Source organism: Pseudomonas paracarnis (assembly GCF_904063055.1).
Classification (GTDB): domain Bacteria; phylum Pseudomonadota; class Gammaproteobacteria; order Pseudomonadales; family Pseudomonadaceae; genus Aquipseudomonas; species Aquipseudomonas paracarnis.
This window is the reverse complement of sequence record NZ_CAJFCN010000006.1, coordinates 104,130-123,932: the sequence shown is the minus strand read 5'-3', so window position 1 is coordinate 123,932 and position 19,803 is coordinate 104,130. Positions and strand designations below refer to the sequence as shown.

The window sequence follows — 19,803 nt, the reverse complement described above, 5'->3', positions numbered from 1 at the left end:
CGCTATGACGCCAGAAGTCGCCGTTGACCTGTTCCGTGAAGCGCTGTGGCTGACCACCCTGATGGTCGCCGTGCTGGTGGTGCCCAGTCTGTTGGTGGGCCTGCTGGTGGCGATGTTCCAGGCGGCCACCCAGATCAACGAACAAACCCTGAGCTTTCTGCCGCGCCTGCTGGTGATGCTGGTGACCCTGATCGTCGCCGGCCCGTGGCTGGTGCAAACCTTCATGGAATACATCCTGCAGTTGTACGGCAGTATTCCGCAGTTGATCGGCTGAGCCGATGCAATCCTTGCTGGCCTTGACCGACACCCAGATCAGTACCTGGGTGGCCTCGTTCATCCTGCCGCTGTTTCGCGTCACGGCGATGTTGATGGCCATGCCGGTGTTCGGCACCACGTTGGTACCGCGTCGTGTGCGCCTGTATTTCGCTGTGGCGATCACCGTGGTGATCGTGCCGGGCCTGCCGCCGATGCCGCCGGTGAACGCACTGGACCTTAGCGCCTTGTTGCTGATTGCCGAACAGATTCTGATCGGCGCCATGCTGGGGTTTTCCCTGACCCTGTTTTTCCAGGCCTTTGTGGTGGCCGGGCAAATTATTTCGATCCAGATGGGCATGGGCTTCGCGTCCATGGTCGACCCCACCAACGGCGTGTCGGCGGCGGTGATCGGGCAGTTTCTGACCATGCTGGTGACCTTGCTATTCCTGGCCATGAACGGTCACCTGGTGGCGTTCGAGGTGCTGACCGAGAGTTTCACCACCTTGCCGGTGGGCGCAGGCTTGGTGGTCAACCACTTCTGGGAACTGGTGGGGCGCCTCGGTTGGGTGCTGGGCGCGGCGCTGTTGCTGGTGTTGCCGGCGATCACGGCGCTGCTGGTGGTCAATATCGCGTTCGGCGTGATGACCCGCGCGGCGCCGCAACTGAACATCTTCTCGATTGGTTTCCCGCTGACCCTGGTGTTGGGCATGGGGATTTTCTGGGTCGGCCTGGCTGACATTCTCAATCAGTATCAACCGCTGGCCACCGACGCCTTGCAGTTCTTACGTGACCTGGCACGGGCGCGCTGAGCCATGGCCGAGAGCGAGAGTGGTCAGGACAAAACAGAAGACCCCACGGAGAAACGTAAAAAGGACTCCCGGGAAAAGGGCGAGATCGCGCGCTCCAAAGAGCTCAACACCTTCGCCACCATGATCGCCGGTGCAGGCGCCTTGCTGATCTACGGCGGTGGCCTGGCGCTGGACCTGCTGGAGATGATGAAGCACAACTTCAGCTTGCCCCGCGAAGTGCTGCTCAACCCTGACGCCATGGCCCAGTACCTGCTGCACTCAGGCAAAATCGCCCTGTTGGCGGTGCAACCGATCTTGATCACTTTGCTGCTGGCCGCGCTGATCGGCCCGGTCGCCCTCGGCGGCTGGTTGTTTGCCGCGGGCAGCATGGCGCCCAAGTTCAGCCGCATGAACCCGGGGGCGGGGCTCAAGCGCATGTTCTCTGCCAAGGCCCTGATTGAATTGCTCAAGGCCCTGGCCAAGTTTTTCCTGATTCTGTTCGTGGCGTTGGCGGTGTTGTCATCCGACATCGACGACTTGCTGCGCATTGCCCATGAACCGCTGGAATCGGCGATCATCCACAGCGTGCAGGTGGTGGGCTGGAGCGCACTGTGGATGGCCCTCGGGCTGATCCTGATCGCCGCCGTGGATGCGCCGATCCAACTGTGGGAAAGCCACAAGAAACTGCTGATGACCAAGCAGGAAGTGCGCGACGAGCACAAGGACCAGGAAGGCCGCCCCGAGGTCAAGCAACGCATCCGCCAACTGCAGCGGGAAATGTCCCAGCGCAAGATGATGGCCTCGGTGCCCGACGCCGATGTGATCATCACCAACCCGACCCACTACGCCGTGGCGCTCAAATACGACCCGGAGAAGGGTGGCGCACCGATGCTGCTGGCCAAGGGCAGCGACTTCACCGCGTTGAAAATCCGCGAAATCGCCGTGGCCAACGACATTCTGTTGCTGGAATCGCCGGCGTTGGCGCGCTCGATTTTCTATTCCACCGACCTCGACCAGGAAATCCCGGCCGGCTTGTACCTGGCCGTTGCACAGGTACTGGCCTACGTTTACCAAATCCGCCAATACCGCGCCGGCAAGGGCAAGCGGCCTGATCCGCTCAAGGATTTGCCGATTCCGCCGGATTTGCGTCGGGATTCCTGAGGCTCAATGCGCCGCGGCTGTGGTAAACCGTAGTTATTTAAGTCGCTCGGGAGTATCGCTTTGGGGTGCTTCGACTTTCGATAATTGCAGCACGTACACCTGCTCTACAAGTGTAGGGTCTGGTTTACCGCCACGGGTTCCAAATAGCTCTTGCCGGCCATCCACTACCAAAAAATTGTGGCCTGGAGCGCTGGCAACCCCGATTTCACCCGGAGTTTCCAGCTCCTTCAACTTCGCGTTACTATCGCGGCCGGGTTTAATGTGATCCTTTAACCCAAGGAGTTCATACCCTTCCCAGGGAGAAGCTCCATCGTTAAGGCTTTTCACGCCATCAGCGTAGCTCTGTCCAACACGATCATAGCTATTTACCAGTTGTGCTCGCTTGGCAGCCACTGCGAACATAAAGTTAGCGTCGGTGAGCATCACCGGATCATCGCCTTTATACCCTGAATTGCGGGCTGCCAACTGTAACTCGCCTTTTGACAGGTACAGTTTGAAACCGTCGCGCATGGTCACGAAATAACCCTGAGCGACTTCCTTTACCGCTTCAAAGACATCCTTTTGACCAAACAGCGCCATCCCTGCCTTGATCCAGGAAGTAATTACACAGTTATCTTCATAACCTTGGCTGAAACCACTATAGATATTTTCTGGCTTTTTTCCGGGTTCAGACCCACCAGGATGATAGTGATAGAAGCTGTCCGCCTTCATCAGGGGCTTGTCACTGATGACCTCGCCCGCGGGGTAAAGGCTCATGTCGACGTTTTGGGAATTGCTGCCACCATCACCTGGAATCCCGCGCGGGTCAGATGTCCAGCCTCCTCTTACCAAATTAAGATCGTCCTGCAGGCGTTTGAATCGTTCAGGTGACAGGGCTGATTCAAAACGCTGTAGATAGGCTTTCAGATCTTTTTGCGGCATCACCTTGAGTTTTTCGATCAACTTATCGAACGCTGCGGGTGAATCCACTTCATTGCCTAAAATCTCGAATAGCGTTTTTTTCAGATCTGGTACCAGTTTAGTTTCGCCCGTCGACGGGGCTGGCGCCCAAACGTACTCAGCTTTAGGGGGCCCTGATTCAACCGTTTCAGCCTCTGAGGAGGCAAAGCGAAAAAAGGTGTTTAATGCGTTTAAATTTAAGTCCATGGTTTCGCCGCTATTTTTAATCGCTTATCCACCCTAGGGAAGGGTGATTTTAAAGAGCTGATCGCTCAGCGAGTTGAGTGACAAAAAATGTCGTACCGGTTCCACAAAATCTTTATCCCTAGGCCCGATAGCGTTTTCGCAGGCGTCGAAGTACCTATCATGATGACTTCATCAGGATTCAAACCCGGTCTTACCTGTCAACTTTGACAGTAGCCATTACGCCGCCTTCACTGTTTGATACAGCGATGAGGCGCGCAGCCATGCGCGGCTCGGGAGGCGGTGATGGATAGGGGTACGGTCAGGTGGTTCGATGCGGTCAAAGGCATCGGCTTTATTGTGCGGGATCGCGATGGCAACGAGGTTGCCGTCCAATCGACGAATGTCACATGTGCTGAAATCCCGCAAGCGCCTGCCAAGCAGCGCAAACCGCGCAAACGCAAAAAATCAGCGGATGCATGACCCGCAACGTTGCCATGCCTATCACCCATTGAAAGCCCGCGTCTACCTGTCAACTCTGACAGTAGCCAACGGGCGCTGCCCGCTGTTTTATTACCCACCATGCACTGCGCGTATGTAGTAACGAGATGCAGGGAGAGCGGTTGTGAAGGTGGCTACGGGTACGGTCAGGTACTACGTCTGGCTCAGGGGCGATTGGTTGATCAAGCCCGATGGCGGGGGCGAGGATGTGTTTATCAATGGCAGAGACTGGCGTTGCACCGCGTTGTGGTTTGGCAAGCGCATGGAGTTCCAAATGGTCCATCGACCCGAGGGTGTTTATGCGTTGCCTATCAAACGGTGCAACCCAGGTGAACCGGGTCTCAAGTGAAGTGTAGGGAGAACGGCAATGGCAACTGGCACGGTGAAGTGGTTTAACGCGGAGAAGGGGTTTGGTTTTATTACCCAAAATGATGAAGGGCCCGATGTGTTTGCCCATTACTCGGCAATTGCGACGGCTGGGTACAAAAGCCTGGAGGAGAATCAAAAAGTAGAGTTTGACATCACACAAGGTCCGAAAGGCCCGCAGGATGACAATATACGGCCAGTTTAAAAACTGAATCACAGGTGGGAGCTGGCTTGCCTGCGATGGCTGACTCACAGCCAATATCCCAGTGGCTGACACACCGCAATCGCAGGCAAGCCAGCTCCCACCCTTGCCCGTATTATCCGCTGCTTGCTTTGCCCGCCATTGTGGCGCCAAGGTGCAGGCGATCAGCCAGTAACTGCCCCAGTTCGATCAACTGCGCAACGCCGAGCAATTCCTCTCGTTTCGAACCTTCCAGGTCAAAGGCCAAGTCGCAGCTCAGCGCATTGGCCGAAGCAAGTGTTTCACTGAGGTTGACCAGCAGGTCTTCGCTGCTGATGCCGTCGGCTACGGTAAACAGCCGGGTGGGGGAATTTGAGGCGTGTTTGATCACTGTGAAGCTCCTTTTAGAAAGGGAGAGGGTGCTTTTGCTCCTAGGTAATCCGGGCCGCGACGCCCGTCCGCTGCGTTTGCAGCGGTGTACGGAGACTAGAGAGCGAGTTTCCTAGGGGCAACCCCAAATCCTTATCGGAAATTTCCTCGATATCCAAGGTGCACACAAATCCAAATGTGGGAGCTGGCTGGCCTGCGATAGCTGATTTACAGCCAATATCTCAGTGGCTGACACACCGCAATCGCAGGCAAGCCAGCTCCCACACTTGAATCGGCTAGCACTCGAGAATCATCCCAAAACCAAAGTTGGAAGGCTTCTTGCAACCCCGCCTCCAAGTCGCCCTCCAGCGTCAAAACTTTTGCTTCAAGGACCCGAGGAATACCGGTGGTAGATCGCTCTCAAATGCTCAACACGGCCCGTGGCACCCTGACTGACCTGTCGCGGGGCAATCTGGGTGTGCCGTTGTTGTTGCTGGTGATGCTGGCAATGATGATGTTGCCGATGCCGCCCTTCCTGCTCGACGTGTTCTTTACCTTCAACATTGCCCTGTCTGTCGTGGTCTTGCTGGTGTGCGTGTACGCCTTGCGGCCGCTGGATTTCGCGGTGTTCCCGACGATTCTGCTGGTGGCGACCCTGCTACGTCTGGCATTGAACGTCGCCTCCACGCGGGTGGTGATGCTCCACGGCCAGGACGGCCATGCCGCTGCCGGTAAGGTGATCCAGGCCTTCGGTGAGGTGGTGATCGGCGGTAACTACGTGGTCGGTATCGTGGTGTTCGCGATCCTGATGATCATCAACTTTGTGGTGGTGACCAAGGGCGCCGGGCGGATTTCCGAGGTGAGCGCGCGGTTTACCCTCGACGCCATGCCCGGCAAGCAGATGGCCATCGACGCCGACCTCAACGCCGGCTTGATCGACCAGAACCAAGCCAAGTCGCGCCGGGCCGAAGTTGCTCAGGAAGCCGAGTTCTACGGCTCCATGGACGGCGCCAGCAAATTTGTGCGCGGTGACGCCATCGCTGGCCTGTTGATTCTGTTTATCAACCTGATCGGCGGCATGGCGGTCGGTATCTTCCAGCACGGCATGACCTTCGGCGATGCCGGCAAGGTGTACGCCTTGCTGACCATTGGTGACGGTTTAGTGGCGCAATTGCCATCACTGTTGTTATCCACAGCGGCGGCCATCATGGTTACCCGTGCTTCGGGCTCCGAAGACATGGGCAAGCAGATCAGCCGGCAGATGTTCGCTTCGCCCAAGGCCCTGGCCGTGGCGGCGGGCATTATGGCGATCATGGGTATCGTGCCGGGCATGCCGCACTTCTCGTTCCTGAGCATGGCGGCCCTGGCGGGTGGCGCGGCGTACCTGTTCTGGAAGAAGCAGAACCAGGTCAAGGTCCAGGCCGAGCAGGAGATTGCCCGTCAACAGGATCTGCTGCCATCCCCGGCCCGTGCCCAGGAAACCAAGGAACTGGGCTGGGACGACGTCACGCCCATCGACATGATCGGCCTGGAAGTCGGCTACCGCCTGATCCCGCTGGTCGACCGCAACCAGGGTGGGCAACTGCTGGCGCGAATCAAGGGCGTGCGCAAGAAGCTGTCGCAGGACTTGGGCTTCCTGATGCCCACTGTGCATATCCGTGACAACCTCGACCTGGCCCCCAGCGCCTATCGCCTGACCCTGATGGGGGTGATCCTGGCCGAAGCCGAGATCTACCCGGACCGCGAACTGGCGATCAACCCAGGCCAAGTGTTCGGTACGCTCAACGGCATCACCGCCAAAGATCCGGCTTTCGGCCTGGAAGCGGTGTGGATCGAAGTCAGCCAGCGCAGCCAGGCGCAGTCCCTTGGTTACACCGTGGTGGATGCCAGCACCGTGGTCGCCACGCACCTCAACCAGATTCTCTACAAGCACTCCCACGAGCTGATCGGCCACGAGGAAGTCCAGCAATTGATGGGCTTGCTGGCCAAATCGTCGCCAAAACTGGCCGAAGAGCTGGTGCCTGGCGTGCTGTCGTTGTCGCAGTTGCTCAAGGTGTTGCAAGCGCTGTTGGCCGAACAGGTGCCTGTGCGCGACATTCGCAGCATTGCCGAGGCCATCGCCAACAATGCCGCCAAGAGTCAAGATACTGCCGCTCTGGTGGCGGCGGTGCGTGTCGGCGTGTCCCGCGCAATCGTGCAAAGCATTGTAGGGACTGAGTCCGAGCTGCCTGTGATCACCTTGGAACCCAGGTTGGAACAAATATTGCTCAATAGTATTCAGAAGGCAGGGCAAGGCCAGGAAGAGGGCGTTTTACTGGAGCCAAGCATGGCTGAAAAGCTGCAGCGTTCGTTGATCGACGCCGCACAGCGCCAGGAAATGCAGGGCAACCCGGTGATCCTGCTGGTGGCCGGCCCGGTTCGCGCGATGTTGTCGCGGTTTGGACGCCTGGCTGTACCGAATTTGCACGTGTTGGCTTACCAGGAAATTCCTGACAATAAGCAAGTGACTATCGTCGCGACAGTTGGGCCCAATGGCTGAGGTAGTGGGTTATGCAAGTTAAGCGTTTTTTCGCCGCCGATATGCGTCAGGCCATGAAGTTGGTCCGCGATGAGCTGGGCGCCGATGCCGCGATTATCGGTAACCGTCGGATTGCCGGCGGTGTCGAGCTGACGGCTGCCCTGGATTACACGCCCCAGGCGCTGGCCCCGCGCGTGCCGAACATGGAACTCGAAGACGAGCTGCGCAAGACCGCCTCGCGCATTGTATCGGCCCAGGCTGAACTGAGCATGCGCGGTGACAGCGATGCCAGCACCAATCGCCAATTATTCGCCGGCCTGCCGCTGACCGCCGCCGAGCCGCTGGTTGAGCCCACCTTTGTCGAACCGCCGCGTCCTGCAGCGCCTGCCCCGGCCGCCGCAGTTGACCAGCGTGTGATCGACTCGATGCGCTTTGAACTCAGTGGCCTGCGCGAATTGCTCGAAGTGCAGCTGGGCTCGTTGGCCTGGACTCAGTTGCAAGGCAGCAAGCCGCAGCAAGCCAACCTGTGGCGTCGCTTGCAGCGCATCGGCCTGTCCGGCCCGTTGTCCCGCGACCTGCTGGCCTTGACCGCCGAAGTCGAAGAACCTCGTCAGGCCTGGCGCATGTTGCTGGCGCATCTGGCGCGCATGATCGCCACGCCGGAAATCGAACCCCTGGAAGAGGGCGGTGTGATCGCCATGGTCGGCCCCGCCGGCATGGGCAAGACCACCACCCTGGCCAAGCTGGCCGCCCGTTATGTGCTTAAGTACGGCGCACAGAATATCGCGTTGGTGAGCATGGACAGCTACCGCATCGGCGCCCAGGAGCAGCTCAAGACCCTGGGCCGCATTCTCAACGTGCCGGTGACCCATGTCGACCCGGGCCAGTCCCTGGCCAATGCCCTCGAGCCGTTGCTGCGCAAGCGCGTGGTGCTGATCGATACCGCCGGCCTGCAAGCCAGTGATCCAGCGCTGCGCATGCAGCTCGAAAGCCTGGCCGGGCGTGGCATCAAGTCGAAAAATTACCTGGTGCTTGCAACCACCAGCCAGAAACAGGTTCTTACCGCTGCCTATCACAGCTACAAGCGTTGCGGCCTGGCCGGCTGCATCCTCACCAAACTCGACGAAACCGCGAGCCTGGGCGAGGTATTGAGCCTGGCCATCAGCCATGAATTACCGGTTGCCTACCTCACCGACGGGCCGCGGATCCCGGATGATCTGCATCTGCCGCGCCGTCATCAGTTGGTCAGCCGTGCCGTGAGTGTGCAAATGCAAGACGAGCCTAGCGAGGAAGCGATGGCCGATATGTTCGCCGACCTTTACCACCACCCGGCTAAACGGGTGGGTTGAGGCAGGATGAACACCGTGAAATGTACCTACATCGATGGTCTGCAAGCGATTCACGCGGCCAAGCCATGTAGCCTGCGTCTAAGCAAGACAAGGTAAAGAAATAAAATGGGCAGCATGCATCCCGTACAGGTGATCGCGGTGACCGGCGGCAAAGGTGGCGTCGGGAAAACTAACGTGTCAGTGAATTTGTCCCTGGCCCTGGCAGAGCTTGGCCGTCGCGTCATGCTGCTGGATGCTGACCTGGGCTTGGCGAACGTGGACGTTCTCCTGGGGCTGACACCCAAACATACCCTGGCCGATGTGATCGAGGGCCGCTGCGAGCTGCGCGATGTGCTGCTCCAGGGCCCTGGTGGCATTCGCATCGTGCCGGCGGCCTCGGGCACCCAGAGCATGGTGCACCTGAGCCCCGCGCAGCATGCCGGGCTGATCCAGGCGTTCAGCGACATCGGCGACAACCTCGACGTGCTGGTGATCGACACCGCCGCCGGGATCGGCGAGTCGGTGGTCAGCTTTGTGCGCGCAGCGCAGGAAGTGCTGTTGGTGGTGTGCGACGAGCCCACCTCGATCACCGATGCCTACGCGCTGATCAAACTGCTTAACCGTGACTACGGCATGAATCGCTTCCGCGTGCTGGCCAACATGGCCCAGAGCCCGCAGGAAGGGCGCAACCTGTTCGCCAAGTTGACCAAGGTCACGGATCGCTTCCTCGATGTGGCTTTACAATACGTCGGCGCAGTTCCCTATGACGAGTGTGTGCGCAAGGCCGTGCAAAAGCAGCGTGCGGTCTACGAAGCGTTCCCTCGTTCGAAATGCGCACTGGCGTTCAAGGCCATTGCCCAGAAGGTCGATACCTGGCCGTTGCCCGCCAACCCGCGGGGGCATCTGGAGTTTTTCGTCGAGCGTTTGGTGCATCAGACGAGCGCAGGACCGGTGCTATGACATCCAGCGGCTACAACCTTTACAAAAAGTCGGCACGTGACAGCCAGGGCGAATTGATCGAGCGCTATGCGCCGTTGGTCAAGCGCATTGCCTATCACCTGTTGGCGCGCCTGCCCGCGAGTGTGCAGGTTGAAGACTTGATCCAGGCCGGCATGATCGGCCTGCTTGAAGTCTCGACCAAATACGACGCCAGCAAGGGTGCCAGTTTCGAAACGTATGCGGGTATCCGTATCCGTGGCGCGATGCTCGACGAGGTGCGTAAAGGCGATTGGGCGCCGCGTTCGGTACACCGCAATACGCGCATGGTCAGTGATGCAATTCGAGCAATTGAAGCAAAAACCGGTCGTGACGCTAAAGATCATGAAGTTGCGGCCGAACTCCAATTGAGTCTCGACGATTATTACGGGATTTTGAACGATACCTTGGGCAGCCGCCTGTTCAGTTTTGACGACCTTTTACAGGACGGCGAACACGAAGGGCTGCACGAGGACGGCGCGAGCGCGCATACGGAGCCGTCGCGCGACCTGGAAGATGAACGTTTCCAGGGCGCGTTGGCCGATGCAATCGCCAATTTGCCAGAGCGTGAGCGGCTGGTGCTGGCGCTGTACTACGACGAAGAGCTGAACCTCAAGGAAATCGGTGAGGTACTGGGGGTCAGCGAATCGCGTGTCAGCCAGTTGCATAGCCAGTGCGCAGCCCGCTTGCGGGGCCGATTGGCCGAGTGGCGCGCGCGCTGACAGGCAGTGTGGGGGCACTGCAGACGCTGCCGTGAGATCGCAAGGTTTCGCGGCTGTGTGCCGTGGTGCCCTGGGCAGTCCTTTTTGTGTAACGCCTGTTGATTGAAATGGCGCGTCCAGGTGCTGGGCGCGTTTAAGACTGCTTGGAGGTCGAATTGGACAAGAACATGAAAATCCTCATCGTTGATGACTTCTCAACGATGCGGCGGATCATTAAAAACCTGTTGCGTGACCTTGGGTTCACCAACACGGTCGAGGCGGATGACGGCCTGACGGCCATTCCGATCCTCAACAGCGGGAGCATCGACTTTCTGGTAACCGACTGGAACATGCCGGGCATGACCGGTATCGACCTGCTGCGCCATGTGCGCGCCGATGAAAAACTGCGCAGCTTGCCTGTGCTGATGGTGACCGCCGAAGCCAAGCGCGAACAGATCATCGAAGCCGCCCAAGCCGGGGTCAACGGTTATGTGGTCAAACCATTCACGGCACTGGCCTTGAAAGAGAAGATCGAGAAAATCTTCGAACGCATCCACGGCTAATGCCATCGCGGGGGAGCTATGGAGCATAACGAAACGTCACAGGGCGACTTTGAGTCGACCCTGAAAAAACATGCTCACCAGTTGGTCGACAGCCTGGAAAAAGGCCAGTTCGCCGATGCGGTGCAGTTGATCCATGAGCTTAACCAGACCCGTGACCGCGGCCTGTACCAGGAAGTGGGCAAGCTCACACGCGAGCTGCACAGCGCAATCGTCAATTTCCAGATTGACCCGCGCATGCCCCAGGCCGAAGAAATTTCCCAAATTACCGACGCCACCGAGCGCCTGTCCTATGTGGTCAGGCTGACTGAGGCGGCGGCCAACCGCACCATGGACCTGGTGGAAAACGCCACGCCCCTGGTCAACGGCATGGCCACCGAAGCCCAGGCCTTGAGCCAGGACTGGGGCCGCTTCATGCGCCGCGAAGTGGGCGCTGAAGAGTTTCGTGAACTGGCGCGTCGCGTCGACGGGTTCCTGTCGCGCAGCGAACAGGAAAACCGCACGGTGGCCAGCAACCTCAACGACATCCTGCTGGCCCAGGATTACCAGGACCTCACCGGCCAGGTGATCAAGCGCGTGACCCAGTTGGTTACCGAAGTGGAAAGCAACTTGCTCAAATTGGTGCTGATGGCCGGCCAGGTCGATCGTTTTGCCGGCATCGAACATGACCGTGAAGCGATCCTCTCTGAAAAAGATCCACAAAAACATCTCGCCAAGGGTGAAGGTCCGCAGATTCATGCCGATAAACGTGAAGACGTTGTGTCAGGTCAGGATGACGTAGATGACCTGTTATCCAGTTTAGGCTTCTAAGGAGCACCCACATGAGCTTCGGCGCCGATGAAGAAATCCTTCAGGATTTCCTTGTAGAGGCCGGCGAAATTCTAGAGCAACTGTCCGAACAACTGGTCGAGCTGGAAAGCCGACCGGATGATGCGAACCTGCTCAATGCAATTTTTCGCGGTTTTCACACTGTAAAAGGGGGCGCCGGCTTCCTCCAGCTCCATGAGCTGGTGGAGTGCTGTCACATCGCCGAGAACGTTTTCGACATCCTGCGCAAGGGTGAGCGTCACGTCGACTCGGAACTGATGGACGTGATTCTCGAAGCACTGGATGCGGTCAACGGCATGTTCAGCCAAGTGCGTGAACGTGCACCGATCACTGCCGCCACGCCGGAACTGCTGGCCGCCCTGGCGCGCCTGGCCGAACCTGCCGATACCGCGGCTGCGCCGGTGGTCGAGGCCGCACCGGAGCCGGTGGCGCAAGCCGAGCCGGACGTGACCGACAGCGAGTTCGAACAACTGCTCAACTCCCTCAGCGCGGTCAAGGCCGAAGCTGAAGTGCCGGTGCAGCCTGCCGCGACGCCGAGCAGTGAAGACATTACGGACGCCGAGTTCGAGTCGTTGCTCGACCAGTTGCACGGCAAAGGCCAGTTCGCGGCGGATGCCGTGGCACCTCCTGCGGCGACGCCAGAAGCACCCGCTGCCAACACCAGCACTGACATTACCGACGACGAATTCGAGGCACTGCTCGACCAGCTGCATGGCAAAGGCACCTTTGTGGCCGAAGCCCTGCCCGAGGTTGCAGCGACTGCCGCCGCCGCTGCGCCAGCGGCCAGTACCGCACCGGCCGGTGACGGGTTGATCTCCGATCACGAATTCGAAGCCTTGCTCGACGAGCTGCACGGCAAAGGCAAGTTCAGCGAAGTTGCCCCGGCCGCGGCCGCGCAGGTTGCAGCACCAGCCACTGCGGCACCGGTTGCTGCCAAACCTGCGCCGGCAGCCAAGCCAGCACCTGCCGCCGCCCCGGCCCCTGCGCGTGCAGCGGCCCCAGCGGCAGCGGAAAAACCTGCCAGCGAAGCCGAAACCACCGTGCGTGTGGATACCGCGCGCCTGGACGACATCATGAACATGGTGGGCGAACTGGTGCTGGTGCGTAACCGCCTGGTGCGCCTGGGCCTGAACAGCGGCGACGAAGCCATGCAGAAGGCCGTGTCGAACCTCGACGTGGTCACCGCCGACCTGCAAACCGCGGTGATGAAAACGCGGATGCAGCCGATCAAGAAAGTCTTCGGCCGTTTCCCGCGCCTGGTTCGTGACCTGGCGCGCCAGCTCAAGAAAGAAATCAACCTGGAACTGGTGGGCGAAGAAACCGACCTCGACAAAAACCTCGTCGAGGCCCTGGCCGACCCGCTGGTCCACTTGGTGCGCAACGCGGTCGACCACGGCGTAGAAACGCCGGAAGAACGCGAAGCTGCGGGCAAGTCCCGCAACGGCAAAGTGATTTTGGCGGCGGAGCAAGAGGGCGACCACATCCTGCTGTCGATCACCGATGACGGCAAAGGCATGGACCCGACCATCTTGCGCAATATCGCGGTCAAGCGCGGCGTGATGGACAAGGACGCCGCCGACCGCCTGACCGACACCGAGTGCTACAACCTGATCTTTGCCCCGGGCTTTTCGACCAAAACCGAGATCTCCGACGTGTCCGGGCGTGGCGTGGGCATGGACGTGGTGAAGACCAAGATCAGCCAGCTCAACGGCTCGATCAATATCTACTCGACCAAGGGCCAGGGCTCCAAGATCGTCATCAAGGTGCCGTTGACCCTGGCGATCATGCCGACCCTGATGGTGATGCTGGGCAACCAGGCGTTCGCCTTCCCGCTGGTCAACGTCAACGAGATCTTCCACCTCGACCTGTCGCGCACTAACGTGGTGGACGGCCAGGAAGTGGTGATCGTGCGTGACAAGGCGTTGCCGCTGTTCTACCTCAAGCGTTGGCTGGTGGCCTCGGCCGCCCATGAAGAACAACGCGAAGGCCATGTGGTGATTCTGTCCGTGGGTACCCAGCGCATCGGCTTTGTGGTCGACCAACTGGTGGGCCAGGAAGAAGTGGTGATCAAGCCTTTGGGCAAGATGCTGCAGGGAACCCCAGGCATGTCGGGCGCAACCATTACCGGTGACGGTCGCATCGCACTGATTCTCGATGTTCCGAGCATGCTCAAGCGTTACGCCGCACGGCGTATTTGATTCTGGTGGGGCAGGGCGGTCATGCCCGCCCCGCCTAACGGAGTGTTTATGGCAGTCAAGGTCCTGGTGGTGGACGATTCGGGTTTCTTCCGCCGCCGCGTCTCGGAAATTCTTTCCGCTGATCCAACGATCCAGGTGGTCGGCACGGCCACCAACGGCAAAGAGGCGATCGATCAAGCCATTGCCTTGAAGCCGGACGTGATCACCATGGACTACGAGATGCCGATGATGGATGGCATCACGGCCGTGCGCCACATCATGCAACGCTGCCCTACACCGGTATTGATGTTTTCCTCGCTGACTCACGAAGGCGCGCGGGTGACCCTCGACGCTTTGGATGCCGGCGCGGTGGACTTTTTGCCGAAGAATTTCGAAGACATCTCGCGCAACCCCGACAAGGTCAAGCAGATGCTGTGCGAGAAGGTGCACAGCATTTCCCGCAGTAACCGTCGCAGCCTGTTCAGCACACCTGCGCCAGCCCCTACGCCTGCGCCCGCCGCAGCGGCGCCCAGTTCGTCGTTTGCGCGCCCGGCCCCGGCGCCCGTGGCCCGGCCTGCGGTCGCGCCGGTGCGTGCCGCCGCAGCGCCGAGTGCGCATTCGCCGGCACCCAAGCGTAAGGCTTACAAGCTGGTCGCCATCGGCACCTCCACCGGCGGCCCGGTGGCCTTGCAGCGAGTATTGACCCAACTGCCGGCCAACTTCCCTGCGCCGATTGTGCTGGTGCAGCACATGCCGGCGGCATTCACCAAGGCGTTCGCCGAGCGCTTGGACAAGCTGTGCCGTATCACCGTCAAGGAAGCCGAGGATGGCGACATTCTGCGTCCTGGCCTGGCACTGCTGGCGCCGGGCGGCAAGCAGATGATGGTGGATGGGCGTGGCGCGATCAAAATCCTGCCGGGCGATGAGCGCCTGAACTACAAGCCGTGTGTGGATATCACCTTCGGTTCGGCGGCCAAGTCCTATGGCGACAAAGTTCTGGCGGTGGTGCTCACCGGCATGGGCGCCGATGGCCGTGAAGGTGCGCGCCTGCTCAAGCAGGGCGGCAGCGCCATCTGGGCCCAGGATGAAGCCAGTTGCGTGATCTATGGCATGCCCATGGCCATCGTCAAGGCTGACCTGGCCGATGCGGTCTACAGCCTGGACGACATCGGCAAGCACCTGGTGGAGGCCTGCCTCTGATGGATGTGTTGAGCCTGATCGGCATCACCATGGCGTTTGTCGCCATCATTGGTGGCAACTACCTGGAAGGCGGCCACCTCGGCGCCTTGGCCAACGGCCCGGCAGCGCTGATCGTGATCGGTGGCACCGTGGGCGCGGCGTTGTTGCAGTCGCCCCTGAGCTCATTCAAGCGTGCCATGCAGATTCTGGTGTGGATCATTTTTCCGCCACGGGTCGACCTGGCAGGCGGCATCGACCGCGTGGTCAATTGGAGCCTCACCGCCCGCAAGGAAGGCCTGCTGGGCCTGGAAGGCGTGGCCGATGCCGAGCCTGACAGCTACGCGCGCAAAGGCCTGCAACTGTTGGTCGATGGCGCCGAACCGGAAGCGATCCGCAGCATCCTCGAAGTGGACTTCTACACTCAGGAAAGCCGTGACATCAACGCGGCCAAAGTCTTTGAAAGCATGGGCGGCTACGCGCCGACCATTGGCATCATCGGCGCGGTGATGGGCCTGATCCACGTGATGGGCAACCTGGCCGACCCTTCGCAACTGGGCAGCGGCATTGCCGTGGCGTTTGTCGCGACCATCTACGGCGTGGCCAGTGCCAACCTGGTGTTGCTGCCGGTGGCCAGCAAGCTCAAGTCGATTGCCATGCGCCAGTCGCGTTATCGCGAAATGTTGCTCGAAGGCATCCTGTCGATTGCCGAGGGCGAGAACCCGCGCTCCATCGAATTGAAGCTTCAGGGCTTCATGGATTGATGGGGAGGAACTGCCTGTGAGCCGTCGCCGTCGCGAGCCCGAGGAACACGTCAACCACGAACGCTGGTTGGTGTCCTACGCGGACTTCATCACCTTGCTGTTCGCGTTTTTTGTGGTGATGTACTCGATCTCGTCGATCAACGAAGGCAAGTACAAGATCATTTCCCAAGCGCTGGTGGGCGTGTTCAACGATGCCGAGCGGTCGCTCAAGCCGATCCCTATCGGCGAAGAGCGGCCCAAGACCGTGACCCCGGCCAAGCCCCTGGTCAATGACAGTGATGAAACCGCTGCTGGCATCCAAGGCACCAGCGACCCGCTCAAGAGCATCGCCGACGATATCAGTGCCGCCTTTGGCGACCTGATCAGCTCCAACCAGATGACCGTGCGCGGCAATGAGTTGTGGGTGGAGATCGAGCTGAACTCCAGCCTGTTGTTCGCCAGTGCCGATGCATTGCCCAGTGACCAGGCGTTCACCATCATCGACAAGGTCGCGGCGATCCTCAAACCGTTTGAAAACCCGATCCACGTGGAAGGCTTCACCGACAATTTCCCCATCAGCACTGCGCAGTACCCGACCAACTGGGAACTGTCCTCGGCTCGCGCGTCGAGCATCGTGCGCATGTTGGCGATGCAGGGTGTGAACCCCCAGCGCCTGGCGTCGGTGGGCTATGGTGAATTCCAGCCGGTGGCCAATAACGCCACGGTCGAAGGCCGCGCCCGTAACCGCCGGGTGGTGCTGGTGGTCTCGCGCAACCTGGATGTGCGTCGCAGCCTGACCGGAACCGGCACCGCCAATGCCACCCCGGATGCGGCGTTGAAGCGTGCTGGCACACAAACTGCACCGCCCGTTGTCAAACCGCCGGTCCGACCGAGTAACGTCAATTCTCCGTCGCTGGCTCAATAACCGTATGCAATGTCTCGGTCGCGCCTGTGCCCGCCGGGAGGAACCAACCGAATGAGAGTCTGGGCAGTTGCCAATCAAAAGGGTGGAGTCGGCAAGACCACCACTTCCATCGCCTTGGCCGGTTTGCTGGCCGAAGCGGGCAAGCGTGTGGTCGTGGTCGACCTGGACCCCCACGGTTCCATGACCAGCTATTTCGGCTACGACCCGGATGCGCTGGAACATAGCTGCTATGACCTGTTTTTGCACAAGGGCAGCGTGCCGGCGGATCTGCCTGGGCAACTGCTGTTGCCCACCAGCAACGAAAGCATTTCCCTGCTGCCGTCGAGCACCGCCCTGGCCACGCTGGAGCGCCAGTCGCCAGGCCAGAGCGGCCTGGGCCTGGTGATCGCCAAGACCCTGGCGCAGCTGTGGCAGGACTTCGATTACGCGATCATTGACAGCCCGCCGTTGCTCGGCGTGCTGATGGTCAACGCGTTGGCGGCCAGCCAGCAATTGGTGATCCCGGTGCAGACCGAGCACCTGGCGGTCAAGGGCCTGGAGCGTATGGTCAGCACCCTGGCGATGATCAACCGTTCGCGCAAGCAGGCGCTGCCGTTCAGCATCGTGCCGACCTTGTTCGACCGTCGCACCCAGGCGTCCCTCGGCACCTTGCGCGTATTGCGCGATGCCTACCCGGACACTATCTGGAACGGTTACATCCCGGTGGACACGCGCCTGCGTGACGCCAGCCGTGCCGGGCTCACACCGTCGCAGTTCGACGGCAAGAGCCGTGGCGTGCTGGCCTACCGTGCGTTGCTCAAGCACCTGCTGTCGCAACAACTTGTGGCGCAGGTGGCGTGATGAACCGTCCTGTCGAATTCAAGACCCGCCCGCAACTGGCACTGGAATCCTACCTGGATGCCTTGCTGCAGGATGCGACGGCCGAGGAACTGCCAGAACCGATTCTGGTACTTGAGCCTGCTGTCGAACCCGAAAGCCCGCTGGATGAATTCCAGCAGGCGGTGATGGAAGAGCAGGCACGGGATGCGCAGGGGGTGGAGGTGCCCGTGGTGGTGCCAAGCGCCCCCGCGGTGGTGGCGCCCCCGGTGGTCGAACCGCTGGTGGACGTGCACCTGCCGCCCAGCATCACGCCGCCACCGGTGACGGGCGACGGTCGCCCCTCATGGGCTGCCGAGCCGTTCGAGTGCCTGCTGTTCGACGTCGCCGGGTTGACCCTGGCGGTGCCGCTGGTGTGCCTGGGCTCGATCTATTCCCTGGAAGGCCAGGAGCTGACGCCGCTGTTCGGGCAGCCGGAGTGGTTCCTCGGCATCCTGCCCAGCCAGGCCGGCAACCTCAAGGTGCTGGATACGGCGCGCTGGGTGATGCCCGACCGCTACCGCGATGATTTTCGCCAGGGCCTGCAATACGTGATCTCGGTGCAGGGCTACGAGTGGGGGCTGGCGGTGCATCAAGTCAGCCGCTCGTTGCGCCTGGACCCCAATGAAATCAAATGGCGCAGCCACCGCGGCCAGCGGCCGTGGCTGGCGGGCACGGTGATTGAACACATGTGCGCGTTGCTGGATGTTGCCGAGCTGGCCGAGTTGATCGCCAGCGGTGCGGTGAAGGCAATGCCACAGAACAAACGCAGTTGATTGAACAATAAGGGCCGTGCGGTTGCGCGGCCTACGTGCACACACGCCGTCGATAGCGGCATTTGAAGGGGTCAGATGAATGAACAAGTCAGCGTCCGCACAAGGTTTGGATGATCCGATCCTGCAATGGGTGACCTTCAAGCTGGACAACGAAACCTACGGCATTAACGTGATGCGCGTGCAGGAAGTGCTGCGCTACACCGAGATCGCCCCGGTTCCAGGCGCGCCAAGTTACGTGCTGGGCATCATCAACCTGCGTGGCAACGTGGTGACGGTGATCGACACCCGCCAGCGGTTCGGCCTGGACACGGTTGAAGTCAGCGACAACACCCGTATCGTGATCATCGAGGCCGACAAGCAAGTGGTCGGCATCCTGGTCGACAGCGTGGCCGAGGTGGTTTACCTGCGCCAATCGGAAGTGGAAACCGCACCGAACGTCGGTAACGAAGAGTCGGCCAAGTTCATCCAGGGCGTGTGCAACAAGAACGGCGAACTGCTGATTCTGGTTGAGCTGGACAAGATGATGAGCGAAGAAGAGTGGTCGGAACTGGAGAGCATCTGATTGTTCCTTGAGGCAGCGGTGATTGTCCTGGCCCTGTTGTGGGCCGGGACCTTGGCGTTTGTGCTGCGCTATGTGCGCCAGCAGCGGGAGTTGGCCTTGCAACAGGCCGAGCGCGATGCGGTGCGTGACCGGCGCATTCTGGAACTGGTCAAGCGCGTTGATCATTACCAGCAAAGTGCGGTGCGGGTGGGGGATGAGGTGCATGAACTGCGTGCGATTCTTGCGCCGTTGCCGGACAGGTTGGTGCAGTTGGAGCAGCGTGATCCGTCGAACCTGTCGTTTGCCCAGGCGGCCAAGCTGGTTGGCATGGGGGCGACGGTGGATGAGTTGACCCAGTCGTGCGGGCTGACCCAGGCCGAGGCGCAGTTGATGAGCAAGTTGCACAAGGGCTGATTCTCGACGCGGCTTGGCCGCCGCAGCGATCAACTGTGGGAGCTGGCTTGCCTGCGATGACGGCCTACCAGCCGACACCTCTCTACCTGACACCCCCGATCCAACTGTGGGAGCTGGCTTGCCTGCGATGACGACCTATCAGCCGACACTTCTCTACCTGACACCCCCGATCCAACTGTGGGAGCTGGCTTGCCTGCGATGACGGCCTACCAGCCGACACCTCTCTACCTGACACCCCCGATCCAACTGTGGGAGCTGGCTTGCCTGCGATGACGGCCTACCAGCCGACACCTCTCTACCTGACACCCCCGATCCAACTGTGGGAGCTGGCTTGCCTGCGATGACGACCTATCAGCCGACACTTCTCTGCCTGACACCCCACAATCCAACTGTGGGAGCGGGCTTGCTCGCGAAGGCGGCCTGACAGGCGACGCTGTTATAGCGAGTACATATCCATTCCTGCGGTAACGGCCACTTAGGGTTCCGCCCTGACGGCGGCTCACTTTCGAAAAGCGCGAAAGTAAGCAAAGCGCTCTTGCCCCA

At 60.3% G+C, this 19,803-nt stretch carries 21 protein-coding genes; 19 read left to right on the top strand and 2 right to left on the bottom strand.

Annotated elements, in window-relative coordinates; all coding sequences use genetic code 11:
• The first annotated feature begins 4 nt into the window (after window positions 1–4).
• From fliQ to flhB, 3 genes are read left to right on the top strand one after another with little or no spacing between them, the layout of a single operon-like run.
• Window positions 5–274: a flagellar biosynthesis protein FliQ gene (gene fliQ, locus JMV15_RS14700; protein ID WP_003192936.1), complete on the top strand. Its 270-nt coding sequence runs from the start codon at window positions 5–7 to the stop codon at window positions 272–274.
• A gap of 4 nt (window positions 275–278) precedes the next feature.
• Window positions 279–1,064 (top strand): flagellar biosynthetic protein FliR, encoded by a 786-nt coding sequence (fliR, locus tag JMV15_RS14695; protein WP_005790062.1) that lies wholly within the window; start codon window positions 279–281, stop codon window positions 1,062–1,064.
• A gap of 3 nt (window positions 1,065–1,067) precedes the next feature.
• Window positions 1,068–2,204, top strand: coding sequence for a flagellar biosynthesis protein FlhB (gene flhB / locus JMV15_RS14690; RefSeq protein WP_019818363.1), 1,137 nt, complete (start codon window positions 1,068–1,070; stop codon window positions 2,202–2,204).
• A 33-nt stretch (window positions 2,205–2,237) separates the two neighbouring features.
• On the opposite strand, the gene JMV15_RS14685 is transcribed toward flhB, so the two are convergent.
• Window positions 2,238–3,350 carry a hypothetical protein gene (locus JMV15_RS14685; RefSeq protein WP_044483349.1) on the bottom strand — a complete coding sequence of 371 codons (1,113 nt, stop codon included), beginning with the start codon at window positions 3,348–3,350 and terminating at the stop codon, window positions 2,238–2,240.
• 282 nt (window positions 3,351–3,632) lie between these two features.
• On the opposite strand from JMV15_RS14685, the gene JMV15_RS14680 reads away from it, so the two are divergent.
• Together JMV15_RS14680 and JMV15_RS14675 are read left to right on the top strand one after the other, a co-directional pair.
• On the top strand, window positions 3,633–3,809 hold the full coding sequence (locus tag JMV15_RS14680) for a cold-shock protein (RefSeq protein WP_014719340.1): 177 nt from the start codon (window positions 3,633–3,635) through the stop codon (window positions 3,807–3,809).
• Window positions 3,810–4,194: 385 nt separating this feature from the next.
• On the top strand, window positions 4,195–4,398 hold the full coding sequence (locus JMV15_RS14675; protein ID WP_014719338.1) for a cold-shock protein: 204 nt from the start codon (window positions 4,195–4,197) through the stop codon (window positions 4,396–4,398).
• A gap of 112 nt (window positions 4,399–4,510) precedes the next feature.
• Here JMV15_RS14675 and JMV15_RS14670 read toward each other — a convergent pair whose 3' ends face one another.
• Window positions 4,511–4,765, bottom strand: a complete 255-nt coding sequence (locus tag JMV15_RS14670; RefSeq protein ID WP_014719337.1) for a DUF6124 family protein — start codon at window positions 4,763–4,765, stop codon at window positions 4,511–4,513.
• A 402-nt stretch (window positions 4,766–5,167) separates the two neighbouring features.
• On the opposite strand from JMV15_RS14670, the gene flhA reads away from it, so the two are divergent.
• The 14 genes from flhA to JMV15_RS14600 all read left to right on the top strand — a co-directional run bounded on the left by flhA (window position 5,168) and on the right by JMV15_RS14600 (window position 19,260).
• The gene (gene flhA, locus JMV15_RS14665) at window positions 5,168–7,282 is read left to right on the top strand and encodes a flagellar biosynthesis protein FlhA (protein WP_019818353.1); all 2,115 of its coding nucleotides are present in this window, start codon (window positions 5,168–5,170) and stop codon (window positions 7,280–7,282) included.
• Between the two features lie 11 nt (window positions 7,283–7,293).
• The gene (gene flhF / locus JMV15_RS14660) at window positions 7,294–8,610 is read left to right on the top strand and encodes a flagellar biosynthesis protein FlhF (RefSeq protein WP_014719335.1); all 1,317 of its coding nucleotides are present in this window, start codon (window positions 7,294–7,296) and stop codon (window positions 8,608–8,610) included.
• Window positions 8,611–8,715: 105 nt separating this feature from the next.
• Window positions 8,716–9,549 (top strand): flagellar synthesis regulator FleN, encoded by an 834-nt coding sequence (gene fleN / locus JMV15_RS14655; RefSeq protein ID WP_003192912.1) that lies wholly within the window; start codon window positions 8,716–8,718, stop codon window positions 9,547–9,549.
• Entirely contained in the window at window positions 9,546–10,286 is a 741-nt protein-coding gene (gene fliA, locus JMV15_RS14650; RefSeq protein ID WP_003192909.1) for an RNA polymerase sigma factor FliA, read from the top strand. Before fleN ends, fliA begins: the two co-directional genes overlap by 4 nt.
• Before the next feature lie 167 nt (window positions 10,287–10,453).
• A complete protein-coding gene (locus JMV15_RS14645; protein ID WP_003192908.1) occupies window positions 10,454–10,828 on the top strand; it encodes a chemotaxis response regulator CheY in 375 nt (124 codons plus the stop codon).
• Window positions 10,829–10,846: 18 nt separating this feature from the next.
• Window positions 10,847–11,635: a protein phosphatase CheZ gene (locus JMV15_RS14640; RefSeq protein WP_003192906.1), complete on the top strand. Its 789-nt coding sequence runs from the start codon at window positions 10,847–10,849 to the stop codon at window positions 11,633–11,635.
• Between the two features lie 11 nt (window positions 11,636–11,646).
• Window positions 11,647–13,851 (top strand): chemotaxis protein CheA, encoded by a 2,205-nt coding sequence (locus tag JMV15_RS14635; protein ID WP_014719334.1) that lies wholly within the window; start codon window positions 11,647–11,649, stop codon window positions 13,849–13,851.
• 48 nt (window positions 13,852–13,899) lie between these two features.
• Window positions 13,900–15,030 carry a protein-glutamate methylesterase/protein-glutamine glutaminase gene (locus tag JMV15_RS14630; RefSeq protein ID WP_003192904.1) on the top strand — a complete coding sequence of 377 codons (1,131 nt, stop codon included), beginning with the start codon at window positions 13,900–13,902 and terminating at the stop codon, window positions 15,028–15,030.
• Window positions 15,030–15,770: a flagellar motor protein gene (locus JMV15_RS14625; protein ID WP_003192902.1), complete on the top strand. Its 741-nt coding sequence runs from the start codon at window positions 15,030–15,032 to the stop codon at window positions 15,768–15,770. The genes JMV15_RS14630 and JMV15_RS14625 overlap by 1 nt, the downstream gene beginning before the upstream one ends.
• A 16-nt stretch (window positions 15,771–15,786) precedes the next feature.
• Window positions 15,787–16,674: a flagellar motor protein MotD gene (gene motD / locus JMV15_RS14620; protein WP_014719333.1), complete on the top strand. Its 888-nt coding sequence runs from the start codon at window positions 15,787–15,789 to the stop codon at window positions 16,672–16,674.
• A gap of 51 nt (window positions 16,675–16,725) precedes the next feature.
• The gene (locus JMV15_RS14615; protein ID WP_014719332.1) at window positions 16,726–17,514 is read left to right on the top strand and encodes a ParA family protein; all 789 of its coding nucleotides are present in this window, start codon (window positions 16,726–16,728) and stop codon (window positions 17,512–17,514) included.
• Window positions 17,514–18,305: a CheW domain-containing protein gene (locus tag JMV15_RS14610; protein WP_014719331.1), complete on the top strand. Its 792-nt coding sequence runs from the start codon at window positions 17,514–17,516 to the stop codon at window positions 18,303–18,305. The genes JMV15_RS14615 and JMV15_RS14610 overlap by 1 nt, the downstream gene beginning before the upstream one ends.
• A gap of 79 nt (window positions 18,306–18,384) precedes the next feature.
• Window positions 18,385–18,867, top strand: coding sequence for a chemotaxis protein CheW (locus JMV15_RS14605; protein WP_003192896.1), 483 nt, complete (start codon window positions 18,385–18,387; stop codon window positions 18,865–18,867).
• Window positions 18,868–19,260, top strand: a complete 393-nt coding sequence (locus tag JMV15_RS14600) for a DUF2802 domain-containing protein (protein WP_014719330.1) — start codon at window positions 18,868–18,870, stop codon at window positions 19,258–19,260.
• Window positions 19,261–19,803 lie beyond the last annotated feature (543 nt).

Bases quoted from the DNA above. Each gene is read 5' to 3' on its own strand.
- fliQ (WP_003192936.1), top strand. From the start codon at position 5: ATGACGCCAGAAGTCGCCGTTGACCTGTTCCGTGAAGCGCTGTGGCTG.
- fliR (WP_005790062.1), top strand. From the start codon at position 279: ATGCAATCCTTGCTGGCCTTGACCGACACCCAGATCAGTACCTGGGTG.
- flhB (WP_019818363.1), top strand. From the start codon at position 1,068: ATGGCCGAGAGCGAGAGTGGTCAGGACAAAACAGAAGACCCCACGGAG.
- JMV15_RS14685 (WP_044483349.1), bottom strand. From the start codon at position 3,350: ATGGACTTAAATTTAAACGCATTAAACACCTTTTTTCGCTTTGCCTCC.
- JMV15_RS14680 (WP_014719340.1), top strand. From the start codon at position 3,633: ATGGATAGGGGTACGGTCAGGTGGTTCGATGCGGTCAAAGGCATCGGC.
- JMV15_RS14675 (WP_014719338.1), top strand. From the start codon at position 4,195: ATGGCAACTGGCACGGTGAAGTGGTTTAACGCGGAGAAGGGGTTTGGT.
- flhA (WP_019818353.1), top strand. From the start codon at position 5,168: ATGCTCAACACGGCCCGTGGCACCCTGACTGACCTGTCGCGGGGCAAT.
- flhF (WP_014719335.1), top strand. From the start codon at position 7,294: ATGCAAGTTAAGCGTTTTTTCGCCGCCGATATGCGTCAGGCCATGAAG.
- fleN (WP_003192912.1), top strand. From the start codon at position 8,716: ATGGGCAGCATGCATCCCGTACAGGTGATCGCGGTGACCGGCGGCAAA.
- fliA (WP_003192909.1), top strand. From the start codon at position 9,546: ATGACATCCAGCGGCTACAACCTTTACAAAAAGTCGGCACGTGACAGC.
- JMV15_RS14645 (WP_003192908.1), top strand. From the start codon at position 10,454: ATGAAAATCCTCATCGTTGATGACTTCTCAACGATGCGGCGGATCATT.
- JMV15_RS14640 (WP_003192906.1), top strand. From the start codon at position 10,847: ATGGAGCATAACGAAACGTCACAGGGCGACTTTGAGTCGACCCTGAAA.
- JMV15_RS14635 (WP_014719334.1), top strand. From the start codon at position 11,647: ATGAGCTTCGGCGCCGATGAAGAAATCCTTCAGGATTTCCTTGTAGAG.
- JMV15_RS14630 (WP_003192904.1), top strand. From the start codon at position 13,900: ATGGCAGTCAAGGTCCTGGTGGTGGACGATTCGGGTTTCTTCCGCCGC.
- JMV15_RS14625 (WP_003192902.1), top strand. From the start codon at position 15,030: ATGGATGTGTTGAGCCTGATCGGCATCACCATGGCGTTTGTCGCCATC.
- JMV15_RS14615 (WP_014719332.1), top strand. From the start codon at position 16,726: ATGAGAGTCTGGGCAGTTGCCAATCAAAAGGGTGGAGTCGGCAAGACC.
- JMV15_RS14610 (WP_014719331.1), top strand. From the start codon at position 17,514: ATGAACCGTCCTGTCGAATTCAAGACCCGCCCGCAACTGGCACTGGAA.
- JMV15_RS14605 (WP_003192896.1), top strand. From the start codon at position 18,385: ATGAACAAGTCAGCGTCCGCACAAGGTTTGGATGATCCGATCCTGCAA.